Below are 12,984 nucleotides of genomic sequence, written 5' to 3'. Positions count from 1 at the left end.
CTGGTAGGACCAGGCGGATTTGAACCGCCGACCTCCACGATGTCAACGTGGCGCTCTAACCAACTGAGCTATGGTCCTGCTATCGATGCCGTGTCGTGCTGGTAGGACCAGGCGGATTTGAACCGCCGACCTCCACGATGTCAACGTGGCGCTCTAACCAACTGAGCTATGGTCCTGCATCGTCGGCGATCTTCGCCTTCACAACGGATGCGTATTCTACGCACCCCGAGGAAAAATGCAAGTCTTTTCCGCCGACACGAGGCCGGCAAGTCACGACGGATCAGGCAGTTGGCGGCGCATCGTCCGGCTCACAACACACTCGATCCACCGCCTCGAGCCAGCCGCTATAGAGGCGCTGCCGCTCGGCCTCCTCCATCGCCGGGGAAAAGCTACGCTCGCAACGCCACAACGCGGCGATCTCGTCGAGATCCCGATACCACCCCAGCCGCAGGCCCGCCAGGTAAGCCGCCCCCAGCGCGGTGGTCTCGAGGACCCCGGGTCGATCCACCCGGCTGCCCAGCATGTCGGCCAAGAACTGCATCAACCAATTGTTGACCACCATGCCACCGTCCACCCTCAGGGTGCTCGGCGGTGCCCGCATGTCATCACTCATGCAGGCCTGCAGGTCTCGCGTCTGATAGCAGACGGCCTGCAGACCGGCCGCCACGATATCGGCGATCCCCGTATCGCGGGTCAACCCCAGGATGGCCCCACGGGCCTTGGGGTCCCAATGGGGGGCCCCAAGGCCGGTGAAGGCCGGCACCAGATACACACCGTGCCGCCCTTGCGTTTCGCGGGCCAGGGCCTCGGTCTCGGCGGCATCGTCGAACAACTTGAGGCCATCGCGCAGCCATTGGACCGTCGCTCCGGCGACGAAGATGCTGCCTTCCATGGCGTAAGTCGGCACCCCATTCAGCCGGTAACCGACCGTGGTCAGCAGGCGGTTGCGCGAGATCTCGGGGCGCTCGCCGGTATTGACGATCATGAAGCAGCCGGTGCCATAGGTGCTCTTGCCCATGCCCGGCGAGAAGCAGGCCTGGCCGATCAGCGCCGCCTGCTGGTCCCCGGCGACACCGGCGATCGGCAGCTCGCCACCCAGCAGCTCCGCCGTGGTTCGGCCAAAGTCGTCACTGGAATCCCGCACCTCGGGCAGCAAGTTCTGCGGAATGTCGAACAGCGCAAGCAGCTCCGGGTCCCAGCGCTGCGCGTGAATATCGAACAACGCCGTGCGCGAGGCATTGGTGGCGTCCGTGACATGCACTCGCCCTCCGGTGAGGCGCCATATCAAGAAGGTGTCGACGGTACCGAACGCCAGCTCACCGCGCCGGGCCCGCTCCCTAGCCCCCTCGACGTTGTCGAGCAACCAGGCCAGCTTGGTCGCCGAGAAATAGGGGTCGATCAACAGCCCGGTGCGCGCCTGGACCAGCTCGCCGTGCCCCGCCTCGCGCAATGCCTGGCAGCGATCGGCGGTACGCCTATCCTGCCAGACGATGGCGTTGTGAAGCGGCTCGCCGGTGGCACGATCCCACAGCAGGGTCGTCTCGCGCTGATTGGTGATACCGATGCCCGCGATCTCCTCGATCGTTAGCCCCTGGTCGGCGATCACCTCACGGCAGCTCGCGAGCACACTCTCCCAGATATCTTCGGGGTCATGTTCGACCCAGCCGTCGGCGGGAAAGTGTTGAGGAAACTCGCGCTGAGCCGTCGCAACACTATGCCCCTCGCGGTCGAAGAGGATCGCCCGGGAGCTGGTGGTACCCTGGTCGATGGCAAGCAGGTAAGAGGCCATGAAGAAGCATCCTGGAATCGTTGGCTCGAGGAAGGTTTTCGTTTTTCACGACAAAAATGTTCGTTTATGTTCAAAAGACTACGCTAGTGGCAGATGACGCTCAATTGACAGCATCGACCATCGCCTACGACTTTAGCCGCAAATCTCGAGCATCGAATCGCCCTGAAACGGCGCACAGGATAACGTGCCCCCTGGCATCAAGGAGTTAGCATGACCCCACAGAAGCGCCAAGACAGCATTGTCGACCTCGTGCGTCGCCAGGGCTACGCCAGCATCGAGCAGCTTACCGAGCATTTCTCGGTCACCCCGCAGACGATCCGTCGCGACCTCAACCAGCTCTCCGAGGAAGGCCAGCTCAGGCGCGTCCACGGCGGTGCCGGCCTCGAGTCCAGCACGGTCAACACCGCCTACTCGATGCGCAAGAGCCTCAACCTGGAGGCCAAGCAGCGCATCGCCACCCTGCTGGCCCGCCACATCCCCGACCACGCCTCGCTGTTCATCAACATCGGCACCAGCAACGAGGTCATCGCCGAGGCCCTGCTGGACCATCACGCCCTCGAGATCATCACCAACAACCTCAACGTGGCCGCGATCTTGCAGCGCAAGGAAGACTTCAACGTGATTGTCGCCGGCGGCCAGGTTCGCTCCCGAGACGGCGGCATCATCGGCGAAGCCACCATCGACTTCATCAATCAGTTCAAGGTCGATTTTGGCATCATCGGCATCAGCGGCATCGATGAGGACGGCTCTCTGCTCGAGTTCGACTATCAGGAGGTCCGCGTCGCCCAGGCGATCATTCACAACTCGCGCCAGGTCTTCCTGGCCGCCGACCACTCCAAGTTTCAGCGTAACCCGGTCGTTCGCCAGGGCAATCTCGCCCAGCTCGACGCCCTGTTCACCGACCGCCAGCCTTCGGAACGCATCGCGGAGCTGCTGCGCGAGCACGACGTCACCCTGCACCTCGCCTGATCCTCGACGCGCCTTCCTCTGATCTCACGACGCTTGCCGGCGGTGGCATGTTGACACTTGATGTTCGATTTCAATTACTATATTTTCGTTTTCGACCATCACCTTCACACGACCCCGTGCCGACCGGAGCGCGATATGGCGACTTCTACCGACATCCTGGACCTATTCGTGATCGGCGGCGGCATCAACGGCGCCGGCATCGCCGCGGATGCTGCCGGGCGCGACCTCTCGGTCGGCCTCTGCGAACAGGCCGACCTGGCCAGCGCCACCTCTTCCGCCAGCAGCAAGCTGATCCATGGCGGCCTGCGCTACCTGGAGCACTACGAGTTCCGCCTGGTCCGCGAGGCGCTTCGCGAGCGCGAGATCCTGCTCGCCAAGGCCCCGCACATCATCTGGCCGCTACGCTTCATCCTGCCGCACCGTTCACACCTGCGCCCGGCCTGGATGCTGCGCGCCGGCCTCTTCCTCTACGACCATCTCGGCAAACGCCGCCGCCTTCCCGCCTCCCGGGGCCTACGCCTGAGCCCCGAGATGGGCTTGTCCGATGACCTCTCGCGAGGCTTCGAGTATTCGGACTGCTGGGTCGATGACGCTCGGCTGGTGGTGCTCAACGCCATCCAGGCCCACGAGCACGGTGCCGAGATCATGGTCGGCACACGCTGCATCGCGGCGCGCGAGATCGACGGCCTGTGGGACATCGAGCTGGAAGACCTGGCCAGCGGCGAGCGCCTGCACCGCCGCGCGCGTACGCTGGTCAATGCCTCGGGACCCTGGGTGGAAGGCGTCATCCGCGGCATGACGCCGCGCACCTCGCGCTACGGCGTACGCATGATCCAGGGCAGCCATATCATCGTCCCCAGGCGCAACGCCGACGAGCGCGCCTACATCCTCCAGCACACCGACCAACGGATCGTCTTCGTGCTGCCCTATGAGCAACACTTCAGCCTGATCGGCACCACCGATCGTCGCTACCAAGGGGACCCCGCTCGGGTCGAGGCGAGCGAGGAGGAGATCGACTACTTGCTTGAGGTCGTGAACGACCACTTCGCCACGCCACTCACGCGTGACGATGTGATTCGCACCTTCGCCGGCGTGCGCCCGCTGTGTGACGATGAATCCGCCGACCCCTCGGCCATGACCCGCGATTATACGCTGGACCTCGACCACCAAGGCGCCCCCTTGCTATCGATCTTCGGCGGCAAGATCACCACCTATCGCAAGCTTGCCGAGGCGGCATTATCGAGCCTCGAGCCCTATCTCCCTTCCATGCGTGCCGCCTGGACGGCCGACGTGGCGCTTCCCGGTGGCGATATCGCCAGCCAGGATGAGTGCTACCGCCAGCTGTGCCACGATTTCCCTTTCCTGACGTCGGAGCAGGCGCGTCGCTTCTCGCGCACCTACGGCTCGCTCTGCCAGCACTTCCTGTCCGGCAAGTCGTCGCCCGACGAGCTGGGCGAAGACTTCGGCGCCGGCCTGACCGCCGCCGAGGTCGACTACCTGGTCGAACAGGAGTGGGCGCGCCGCGTCGAAGACATCCTGTGGCGGCGCACCAAGCTGGCGTTGCGCCTCACCGCAGGCCAACAACAGCGGCTGGCCGATTATCTCGAGGCGACGCTTCCTACCATAGCGCCGCACCCCCGCACCGCCTGACCCGGCGGTGCCACCCGAACCCCACCGCCCAACTTCATGGTGCGGCGGGCAGCATCGTGATACTGGCCGGCGCCAGGGGCTCACGCTCCCGGTGGCGGCTCAGCGCACGCCCCTCCAGGGCGGTCAGCAGGATCTGCAGCGGGTCACCGTGACTGACCAGCAGAATCGTCTCGCCGCGCTGCTCGCGTTCCAGCTCATCGATCACGGCCCGCATACGCGCCGCCACCTCGGTGACCGGCTCGACGCCGTCCCGACACCGGCCAGGGTCGCTGGCGTCCTGGGCCCAGACCCCGGCATAACGCGCATCGCTCTGCCCCTCGAGTTCGCCGAAATGGCGTTCCCGCAGGCGCGGCTCGGCGACGAGTGCCCGGCCAAAGTGCATGGCGACTCGCTCGGCGGTCTCGGTGGTGCGTCGGAAGTCCGAGTGCAGGATGCGCTGGGGGCTCGCCCACCGCCAGTCGGCCAACAGGGCATCGAGCTGGTCGCGCCCTCGAGGAGACAGACCGAACTCCATCAGGCCGCGCGGCGGCGCGCTGATGATGCGCCCCTCCTGGTTGGCCTGGCTGTGACCGTGACGCATCAGCAGATAGCGATTTCGCCAGTCCCTAGCGGGAGGGAAAGTATTTGACATGGTTTCGTGACAAACCCTAGATTGATGGTGAGTATTCGGATTCAATCATCGGCGAATCACCATGTCGATATCCGAACATTCAACAAAACAAATGCGCCAGAACAATAATCGTGAGGCACCCCATGATCCACTCTTTCGCCCGATCCGGCACCTTCCCGCTTGTCCCCCTCGCCCTGTCCACGCTGCTGCCGTTAGCCCTGCTGGCGAGCCAGGCCCAGGCGCAAGAGGGATGCGAGCGCGGTGCCCTGGCCGAGATCTACTGCGACGAGAATGGCGACATGGTCGCCGACCGCCCCGCCGACGAATCGAAGTGGGCCAATCCGGACACCCTGATCTTCGCCTACACCCCGGTCGAGGATCCGGCCATCTACTCCGACATCTGGCAGCCGTTCATCGAGCACCTCGAGGCGGTGACCGAACGCGATGTTCACTTCTTCGCCGTGCAGTCCAACTCGGCCCAGGTCGAGGCCATGCGCAGCGGCCGCCTGCACATCGCCGGTTTCTCCACCGGCCCCACGCCCTTCGCCGTCAACCTGGCAGGCGCAGTGCCCTTCGCCCTGATGGGCGCCGACGACGGGCGCTTCGGCTACACCCTGCAGCTCTACACCCACGTCGATTCCGGTATCGACGAGATGGAAGACCTCGAGGGCAAGCGGGTCGCCCACACATCGCCGACCTCAAACTCCGGCAACCAGGCCCCACGGGCGCTGTTCCCGGAGATGGGCGTCGTGCCCGGCGAGGACTACGAGGTGGTCTATTCCGGCAGCCACGACCAGTCGATGCTCGGCGTGGTGGCCCAGGACTACGACGCCGCCCCGGTGGCCTCGGAAGTGGTCGATCGTATGGCCGCCCGCGGCCTCTATGATCCGGAGGACGTGAAGATCATCTACGAATCCGACAGCTTCCCGACCACCTCCTACAACTACGCCCATGACCTCCACCCGGACCTGGTCGACAAGATCGAGGAGGCCTTCTTCAGCTTCGACTTCGCGGGCACCGAGCTCGGCGATGAGTTCGAGGGCGTCGAGAAGTTCATCCCCATCAATTATCAGGACAACTGGAAGGTCATCCGCACCATCCAGAATGCCAACGGCGTCGAGTACACCCCCGACAACCTCCAGTAGCCCTCGCGACTTCGCGGCGCCGGCCTTCCGGGAAGGCCGGCGCCGTCGTCTTGGTGACCCTTTCTCGACGGACCCCACATGCTAGAGATATCCCACCTGATCAAACGCTACGGTCGTGACGAGCCGGTCCTCAAGGGGCTCGACCTGACCGTGGAAGACAACAGCGTCGTCTCGATCGTGGGCGCCTCCGGCGCCGGCAAGAGCACCATGCTACGTTGCATCAACCGCCTGGTGGAGCCCACCTCGGGCTCGATCAAGCTCAACGGCACCGAGCTGGTCACGCTGCGCCACGGCCAGCTGCGCCGGGCCCGGCGCAAGATCGGCATGGTCTTCCAAGGCTTCAACCTGATCGACCGCCTCACCGTGATGGAGAACGTGCTCGCCGGGCGGCTCGGCTACGTGAACCTCTTCCAGGCCATCACCCGCCGCTACCCGGACGCGGACATCGAACGCGCCTTCGTGCTGATGGAGCGTGTAGGCATCGCCCACTACGCCAACAAGCGCGCCGATGAGCTCTCCGGCGGCGAGCGCCAGCGCGTGGGCGTGGTGCGGGCGCTAATGCAGGAGCCCGAGGTGCTGCTCGCCGACGAGCCCACGGCCTCGCTCGACCCACGCACCTCCGAGCAAATCATGGTGCTGCTGCAGAGCCTGGCGAGCGAATTGTCGCTGCCGGTGCTGATCAACATCCACAACGTGGCCCAGGCCAGGAGCTATACCGACCGCATCGTCGGGCTGCGCCACGGCACCATGATCTTCGACGGCTCCCCCGCGGACTTCGACAAGGAGGCCCTGGACGCCATCTACGGCGGCATCGAGGCGCCGGAGGACGAGCTCGCCCCACCCGCCGCGGAGGAGGTGAGCGATGGCCAAGAGTGACCGCGAGGCGTCCGCACCGCCACGCACCTGGCGCAAGCCGCCCTTCATCGCCAATCCGTGGGTGCGCTATGGGCTGCTAGTGGTGCTGGTGGTATACCTGGTCTGGGCGTTAGGCACCCTGCCCTTCAACTGGGAGCGCATCAGCGAGGGGCTGCCCCGGGCGGCACGCATCTTCGGCGGCGGCTTCCCGCCGAACCTGTCGCGCTTCGACCTGCTGCTCACCGGCTTCACCGAGAGCCTGCAGATCGCCATCCTGGCGACCCTGCTCGGCGTGCTGTTGTCCATTCCCTTCGCGGTGATGGCGGCCCGCAACGTCGCCCCCCTGCCCATCTATCTGCTGGGGCGCGCGGTGATCATCGTCTCGCGCAGCTTCCACCCGGTGATCGTCGCCATCCTGTTCGTGGCGGCGGTGGGCTTCGGACCGCTCGCGGGGATCCTGACCCTGACCCTCTACTCCATTGGTTTCGTCGGCAAGCTGCTCGCCGAGGAGATCGAGGAGATCGACTGGGGACAGGTGGAGGCGATGCGCTCCACCGGTGCCGGCTACCTGGCGACGCTCTGCTACGCCGTGTTCCCGCAGATCCTGCCCCGCCAGGTAGGGCTCTCCATGTATCAGCTCGACAGCAACCTGCGCGCCTCCGCGGTGGTGGGCATCGTGGGGGCCGGCGGCATCGGCAGCACCCTGATGAACGCCTTCGGGCGCTACGACTACGACTTCGCCTTCGCCATCCTGCTGGTGATCATCGCGGTGATCCTCGCCAGTGAAGGCGTCAGCGGCTGGGTAAGGAAGAAGATATGGTAGACGATGCCGACCTCTTGGCCGAACGCATCTGGCGACGGCACAACCCCAAGCAGCAACTGATCCGCTACGGCGCGATGCTTCTGACCCTGATGGTGGTGATCTGGGTGGTCAGCGACATCGATATCTTCTGGCCCTGGGTGTGGGACGCCCCCAACCAGATCTCGAGCCTCGGCGCGCGCATGTGGCCACCGGACCCGGCCCGGCTCTCCGAGATCATCGCGGCCATGATCGAGACGGTGCACATCGCCACCCTGGCGACGATGCTGACCATCTTCATCGCCCTGCCGGTCTCCTACATCGCCGCCCAGAACACCACGCCCAACCGCGCCTGCCTGTGGCTGGGGCGCTTCATCCTGGTCTCCAGCCGCTCGGTGAACACCATCATTTGGGCACTGCTGTTCGTGGCGATCTTCGGCCCCGGGGTGCTGGCGGGGATACTCGCCATCATGTTCCGTTCGGTCGGCTTCATCGGCAAGCTGATGGGCGAGGCCATCGAGGAGATCGACCGCCGTCCGGTGGAGGCCATGGAGGCCACCGGCGCCTCCAAGGCCAAGGTCATCGCCTACGCGGTGGTGCCCCAGGTGATGCCGGCATTCTTCGCCATCGTCATCCTGCGCTGGGACATCAACATCCGTGAGTCCACGGTGCTAGGGCTGGTGGGCGCCGGCGGCATCGGGATGATCCTGCAAGGCGCCATCGACACCTTCGCCTGGCCCACCGTGGCGACTATCCTGATCGCCATCATCGCCCTGGTGCTGGTCGGCGAGGCAGTAACGGGCCTGCTGCGCCGCAAGGTGATCTAGCCGCCAGGCCTATCCGGTCGTCAGGGGCTGGGTTGGCCATGTGTCGCACCCGACGTTCGGCCACCGCGATAGCCCGGCGCCGGCTACCCGGGGCAAGATCAATCACGTAGGCTGCGGGCGTGACGGCACGCCCCTTCTACGAATCACGCTGGAGACGATACCCATGCTCGGATGGTTGCTCGGCGGGATCGCGGTCCTGCTGCTGCTGGCAAGCCTGATCGCGCGGGTCCCCGGGCACTGGTGGTGGCTACGGGCCTGCGAGTTTCCGCGACTGCAGATCGCCCTGGGCGGCGCCGTCTGCGCGCTCGCATCGCCCCTGGCCGAGCCGGGCATGACGCCCTGGATCGCCGCTGTGGGAAGCACGGTGCTGCTCATCCAGCTGCGTTACATCCTGCCCTGGACGCCCCTTTGGCCCGTCCAGGTGGCACGCGCCCACGACGATCGTCCCGACCGTTGCCTGTCGCTGCTGGTGGCCAACGTGCTGACCTCCAACCGCGACAGCGACGCCCTGCTGGCGATCATCCACGCCCAGGATCCCGACCTGGTCCTGACGCTCGAATCCGATGACTGGTGGGGGAAGCGTCTCGACACCGGGCTCGGCGACGACTGGCCCCATGCCGTGCGCGTGCCGCTGGACAACCTCTACGGCATGCACCTCTACTCGCGCCGCCCCCTCGTCGACCCGCGAGTCCAATGGCTGATCCAGGACGATATTCCCTCCATCCATTGCGGTATCGAACTCGCAAGCGGCGATCATATCCGCTTCCACGCCCTGCACCCGCGCCCGCCGGCGCCCAGCGAGAGCGAAGAGTCGCTGTGGCGAGACGGCGAGTTGATGCTGATCGCCAAGCACATCCATCGCCACCCGGTGCCCACCGTGGTGGCGGGAGACCTCAACGATGTAGCCTGGTCGCGTAGCACGCGGCTGTTCTGCCGGGTCAGCGGAATGCTCGACCCGCGTCGCGGGCGCGGCATGTTCAGCACCTTCCACGCCCAGCATGCCCTGCTGCGCTGGCCTCTGGATCACGTCTTCTCGAGCGAGCATTTCACCCTCAAGCAAATGCGCCGCCTGCCAGGCTTCGGCTCGGATCACTTCCCCATCCTGACCACCCTCTGCTATCGGCCGTCCCGAGCCGACGAGCACGACACGCCCACGGCGACGACCGAGGAACATCATGACGCGGTGGACACCATGCACGAAGCCCGGGAGCGCGAGCAGGACGACTGACGCCGCCGCACGGCCCGGGCACGCCAACTAGCCGGGGATTCCCCCACGGGTCAAGGCGGCCGGGTCGAGCAGCCGCTCGAGCTCCTCACGGCCGAGCTCGGTCTGCTCCTCGGCGACCTCGAGGATCGGCCGCCCCGCCTGGTAGGCCTGCTTGGCGATGGCCGCCGCTGCGTCGTAGCCGATCACCGAATTGAGCGCGGTCACCAGGATCGGATTGCGCGACAACGGCTCGCTGAGGTGCTCCTCGCGCACCGTGAAGGTGGCGATGGCGCGATTGGCCAGCAACCAGGCGGTGTTGCGCATCAGGGTGATCGAGGTCAGCAGGTTGTGCGCCACCAGCGGCAGCATCACGTTGAGCTGGAAGTTGCCGCTCTGACCGGCCACCGTGACCGCCGCATCATGACCGATGACCTGGGCCGCGGCCTGGGCCGCGGACTCGGGGATCACCGGATTGACCTTGCCCGGCATGATCGAGCTGCCGGGCTGCAGCGCCTCGAGCTCGATCTCCCCGAGCCCGGCCAGAGGCCCGGCATTCATCCAGCGCAGATCGTTGGCGATCTTCATCACCGTGCAGGCCAGCCCCTTGAGCTGACCGGAGAGCTCCACCGCCGCGTCCTGGCTGCCCAGGCTTGCGAAGAAGCTGTCGTTGGGGGAGAGCGACAGCCCGGTCTGCTGGCTGAGTTCCCGCGCCATGCGGTCGGCGAACTCGACATGCGCGTTGATGCCGGTGCCCACCGCCGTGCCCCCCTGGGCCAACCGACACAGGCGCAGCATGGCGCTGTCGAAGCGCTCGATGGACTGCCTGATCTGGCTCGACCAGCCGCCGAGCTCCTGGCTCAGGCGCAGCGGCATGGCATCCATCAGATGGGTACGGCCGGTCTTCACCACCGCGTCGAGCTCAACGGCCCGTCGGTCGATGGTCTCGTGCAGGTGCACCAACGCCGGGCGCAGCTCGCCGGCCACCTCCAGGGCCGCAGAGAGATGCAGCGCCGTGGGAATGACATCGTTGCTCGACTGCCCCATGTTGACGTGATCGTTGGGGCCCACCGTCAGGCCGTCGCGGCTGGCCAGGTGGGCGATCACCTCGTTGACGTTCATGTTGCTGGAGGTGCCCGAACCGGTCTGGAAGACATCTACCGGGAACTGATCGTCGTGATCGCCGGCGACGACCGCCTCGGCGGCGGCGACGATCGCCTCGGCGCGCGCCGCGTCCAGCAACCCGAGATCTCGATTGACGCGGGCCGCCGCCAGCTTGATGCGGGCGATGGCATGGATGAAGCGCGACGGCAGCGCCTGGCCGGACACCGGGAAATTATTCACCGCCCGCTGGGTCTGGGCGCCATAGAGAGCACCGGCGGGAACCTCCAGCTCGCCCATGCTGTCGCGCTCGATGCGATGTTCGCTCATGTTACGCTCCTTCGCTGATGGCCTCCTTACACCATGGTGGCGCACCCGCCGGCTTGCAAGGCATCGCCGTGGCGAGGGCCCTTTCGCGCGCCGTTTGCGTTAAGCTTTCCCCCGCACAGGGCCAACCCCCTCATGGGAGAGTGCAATGACGAGCGACACGAAGCGCGCCATGCCGCGTTCCTGCCTGCCCATCCTGCTGGGCATGATCCTTGGCGGCTGCCAGATGCTGCCCCCCGACGGCGCCACGCGACGCGAGCCCGCCGAGGTGATCGACATCGGCGGCGAGGCCCCCGACGCCACACCCTCGAGCGAGGGACGCGTGCCGCGCCAGGTGGCCTTCCCCGCCGACGAGTACGCCGACCTGGAGAAGACCGGCAACGCCGCGCTCAGCGGCCGTTTGACCCTGGACACCGCCGCAGGCAGCGTGGCCGGCGACGCGCAGACGGTCTCGGTGGCCCCGATCACCACCTATTCCGCCGAAGCCGCCGAGCAGGCCCTGGCCGGGCGCAGCGTGGCCCCCGCCGACCCCCGGGCCCGCGCCTATACCCACACCACCCGCACCGATGCCGACGGCTACTTCGTGCTGCGCGGCCTGCCCGCCGGCAATTTCTATGTCTCCGCTAGCCTGGTCGACCCCAGTGACGGGCGGCGACGCATCATCATCCATCAGGTCTCGCTGTCCGAGGGCCAGCATCGCGAGCTGCAGCTGAACCGCTGAGCACAGCGATGGCGCGCCGACGAGCCGCCTTCTACCCTGAAGGCGATGCTCGCGATGCGTGCGCGTCGCGAGCCCGGACGGGAGAGACGACATGGAGAGGAACACGCACGGATTCGGCCGTCGGCCCCTGGCCGGCTGGGCATTGCCGCTGGCCTTGGCCATCGCCGGCTCGGCACAGGCCGCCGACCTCGCCGAGCTGCAGGAAAGCGGCAGCATCCGCGTCGCGGTGGCCAACGAGGCGCCCTATGGGTATCTGGACGACGACGGCCAGGGTCAGGGGCCGGGGCCCGAGGTGGCGCGTCACGTCCTCGGCGAGCTCGGCATCGACGACATCGAGTGGGTGGTGGCCCCCTTCGGCGAGCTGATCCCCGGCCTCGAGGAGGACCGCTTCGACATGGCCGCCGCCGAGATGGCGATTCGCCCCGAACGCTGCCGGCGGGTGCTGTTCTCCGCGCCCAACACCTCCTACGGCGAAGGCCTGCTGGTGCGTGCCGCCAACCCTCTCGAGATCGATGGCTACGCCGACTTCGCCGAACGTGACGATATCCGCGTCGCGGTACTCGCGGGCGCGACCCAGGTCGACATCATGGCGACGCTGGGCGTGCCGGATGAGCGCATGGTGACCATCGACGACAATGCGGCGGCCATCGACACCCTGCTCGACGACGCGGCCGACGCCTACGCCGGCACCGGGCTCACGGTGAGCCAGCTGGATGCGCGCAGCGCCGAGGTCGAGGTGGTCCAGAACTTCGAGGACCCAAAGATCGATGGGGAGATCGTGCGTAGCTGGGGGGCCTTCGCCTTCCCCGAGGGTGCAACGGCGCTTCGCGACGCCTTCGACGAGGTACTACTCGACTACCGTAACACCCAGGCCTGGGAAGACACCCTGACCGACAACGGCTTCACTCAGGACGACGTCATCAACGCCTTCCGTTTCGACGCCCGGTGGCTGTGTGGCCCGCCACGGTGAACACGGCTCGCCGTCGG

Annotated in this window: 12 protein-coding genes and 2 tRNA genes; 9 read left to right on the top strand and 5 right to left on the bottom strand. The window is 66.4% G+C overall.

The window, feature by feature from the left end; all coding sequences use genetic code 11:
• Position 1: 1 nt before the first annotated feature.
• The 3 genes from ETC07_RS06565 to glpK all read right to left on the bottom strand — a co-directional run bounded on the left by ETC07_RS06565 (position 2) and on the right by glpK (position 1,789).
• Positions 2 to 78, bottom strand: a tRNA-Val gene (locus ETC07_RS06565).
• A 21-nt stretch (positions 79 to 99) separates the two neighbouring features.
• A tRNA-Val gene (locus tag ETC07_RS06560) sits at positions 100 to 176 on the bottom strand.
• Positions 177 to 280: 104 nt separating this feature from the next.
• Complete coding sequence (gene glpK / locus ETC07_RS06555) at positions 281 to 1,789, bottom strand: glycerol kinase GlpK (RefSeq protein ID WP_136247698.1); 1,509 nt, start codon at positions 1,787 to 1,789, stop codon at positions 281 to 283.
• A gap of 210 nt (positions 1,790 to 1,999) precedes the next feature.
• Between glpK and ETC07_RS06550 the strand changes: the two genes are divergently transcribed.
• Together ETC07_RS06550 and glpD are read left to right on the top strand one after the other, a co-directional pair.
• Entirely contained in the window at positions 2,000 to 2,758 is a 759-nt protein-coding gene (locus ETC07_RS06550; protein ID WP_136247697.1) for a DeoR/GlpR family transcriptional regulator, read from the top strand.
• Between the two features lie 135 nt (positions 2,759 to 2,893).
• Positions 2,894 to 4,408, top strand: a complete 1,515-nt coding sequence (glpD, locus tag ETC07_RS06545) for a glycerol-3-phosphate dehydrogenase (protein ID WP_136247696.1) — start codon at positions 2,894 to 2,896, stop codon at positions 4,406 to 4,408.
• Positions 4,409 to 4,442: 34 nt separating this feature from the next.
• On the opposite strand, the gene ETC07_RS06540 is transcribed toward glpD, so the two are convergent.
• A complete protein-coding gene (locus ETC07_RS06540; protein WP_240724577.1) occupies positions 4,443 to 4,988 on the bottom strand; it encodes a histidine phosphatase family protein in 546 nt (181 codons plus the stop codon).
• A gap of 173 nt (positions 4,989 to 5,161) precedes the next feature.
• Between ETC07_RS06540 and phnD the strand changes: the two genes are divergently transcribed.
• From phnD to ETC07_RS06515, 5 genes are all read left to right on the top strand, one after another.
• Positions 5,162 to 6,163, top strand: coding sequence for a phosphate/phosphite/phosphonate ABC transporter substrate-binding protein (gene phnD, locus ETC07_RS06535; RefSeq protein WP_136247694.1), 1,002 nt, complete (start codon positions 5,162 to 5,164; stop codon positions 6,161 to 6,163).
• Between the two features lie 78 nt (positions 6,164 to 6,241).
• Positions 6,242 to 7,039, top strand: a complete 798-nt coding sequence (gene phnC / locus ETC07_RS06530) for a phosphonate ABC transporter ATP-binding protein (protein WP_136247693.1) — start codon at positions 6,242 to 6,244, stop codon at positions 7,037 to 7,039.
• A complete protein-coding gene (phnE, locus tag ETC07_RS06525) occupies positions 7,026 to 7,841 on the top strand; it encodes a phosphonate ABC transporter, permease protein PhnE (protein WP_136247692.1) in 816 nt (271 codons plus the stop codon). Before phnC ends, phnE (ETC07_RS06525) begins: the two co-directional genes overlap by 14 nt.
• Positions 7,835 to 8,644, top strand: a complete 810-nt coding sequence (gene phnE / locus ETC07_RS06520; RefSeq protein WP_136247691.1) for a phosphonate ABC transporter, permease protein PhnE — start codon at positions 7,835 to 7,837, stop codon at positions 8,642 to 8,644. Before phnE (ETC07_RS06525) ends, phnE (ETC07_RS06520) begins: the two co-directional genes overlap by 7 nt.
• A 163-nt stretch (positions 8,645 to 8,807) precedes the next feature.
• Positions 8,808 to 9,872: an endonuclease/exonuclease/phosphatase family protein gene (locus ETC07_RS06515; RefSeq protein ID WP_136247690.1), complete on the top strand. Its 1,065-nt coding sequence runs from the start codon at positions 8,808 to 8,810 to the stop codon at positions 9,870 to 9,872.
• A gap of 27 nt (positions 9,873 to 9,899) precedes the next feature.
• Here the strand turns inward: ETC07_RS06515 and ETC07_RS06510 are convergent, their stop codons facing one another.
• Positions 9,900 to 11,279 (bottom strand): class II fumarate hydratase, encoded by a 1,380-nt coding sequence (locus ETC07_RS06510; protein ID WP_136247689.1) that lies wholly within the window; start codon positions 11,277 to 11,279, stop codon positions 9,900 to 9,902.
• 145 nt (positions 11,280 to 11,424) lie between these two features.
• Between ETC07_RS06510 and ETC07_RS06505 the strand changes: the two genes are divergently transcribed.
• Both ETC07_RS06505 and ehuB read left to right on the top strand, forming a co-directional pair.
• Positions 11,425 to 11,997, top strand: a complete 573-nt coding sequence (locus ETC07_RS06505; RefSeq protein WP_240724576.1) for a carboxypeptidase-like regulatory domain-containing protein — start codon at positions 11,425 to 11,427, stop codon at positions 11,995 to 11,997.
• 91 nt (positions 11,998 to 12,088) lie between these two features.
• On the top strand, positions 12,089 to 12,967 hold the full coding sequence (ehuB, locus tag ETC07_RS06500) for an ectoine/hydroxyectoine ABC transporter substrate-binding protein EhuB (protein ID WP_136247688.1): 879 nt from the start codon (positions 12,089 to 12,091) through the stop codon (positions 12,965 to 12,967).
• Positions 12,968 to 12,984: the final 17 nt, after the last annotated feature.

Origin of the sequence: Halomonas borealis (assembly GCF_004798905.1) — a bacterium.
In the GTDB taxonomy this organism is placed as follows: domain Bacteria; phylum Pseudomonadota; class Gammaproteobacteria; order Pseudomonadales; family Halomonadaceae; genus Halomonas; species Halomonas borealis.
The sequence above is the reverse complement of the archived record's forward strand: the minus strand, read 5'-3'. Positions and strand labels throughout refer to the sequence as shown.

Bases quoted from the DNA above. Each gene is read 5' to 3' on its own strand.
- glpK (WP_136247698.1), bottom strand. From the start codon at position 1,789: ATGGCCTCTTACCTGCTTGCCATCGACCAGGGTACCACCAGCTCCCGG.
- ETC07_RS06550 (WP_136247697.1), top strand. From the start codon at position 2,000: ATGACCCCACAGAAGCGCCAAGACAGCATTGTCGACCTCGTGCGTCGC.
- glpD (WP_136247696.1), top strand. From the start codon at position 2,894: ATGGCGACTTCTACCGACATCCTGGACCTATTCGTGATCGGCGGCGGC.
- ETC07_RS06505 (WP_240724576.1), top strand. From the start codon at position 11,425: ATGACGAGCGACACGAAGCGCGCCATGCCGCGTTCCTGCCTGCCCATC.
- phnC (WP_136247693.1), top strand. From the start codon at position 6,242: ATGCTAGAGATATCCCACCTGATCAAACGCTACGGTCGTGACGAGCCG.
- ETC07_RS06515 (WP_136247690.1), top strand. From the start codon at position 8,808: ATGCTCGGATGGTTGCTCGGCGGGATCGCGGTCCTGCTGCTGCTGGCA.
- ETC07_RS06510 (WP_136247689.1), bottom strand. From the start codon at position 11,279: ATGAGCGAACATCGCATCGAGCGCGACAGCATGGGCGAGCTGGAGGTT.
- phnD (WP_136247694.1), top strand. From the start codon at position 5,162: ATGATCCACTCTTTCGCCCGATCCGGCACCTTCCCGCTTGTCCCCCTC.
- phnE (WP_136247692.1), top strand. From the start codon at position 7,026: ATGGCCAAGAGTGACCGCGAGGCGTCCGCACCGCCACGCACCTGGCGC.
- ETC07_RS06540 (WP_240724577.1), bottom strand. From the start codon at position 4,988: ATGCGTCACGGTCACAGCCAGGCCAACCAGGAGGGGCGCATCATCAGC.
- phnE (WP_136247691.1), top strand. From the start codon at position 7,835: ATGGTAGACGATGCCGACCTCTTGGCCGAACGCATCTGGCGACGGCAC.
- ehuB (WP_136247688.1), top strand. From the start codon at position 12,089: ATGGAGAGGAACACGCACGGATTCGGCCGTCGGCCCCTGGCCGGCTGG.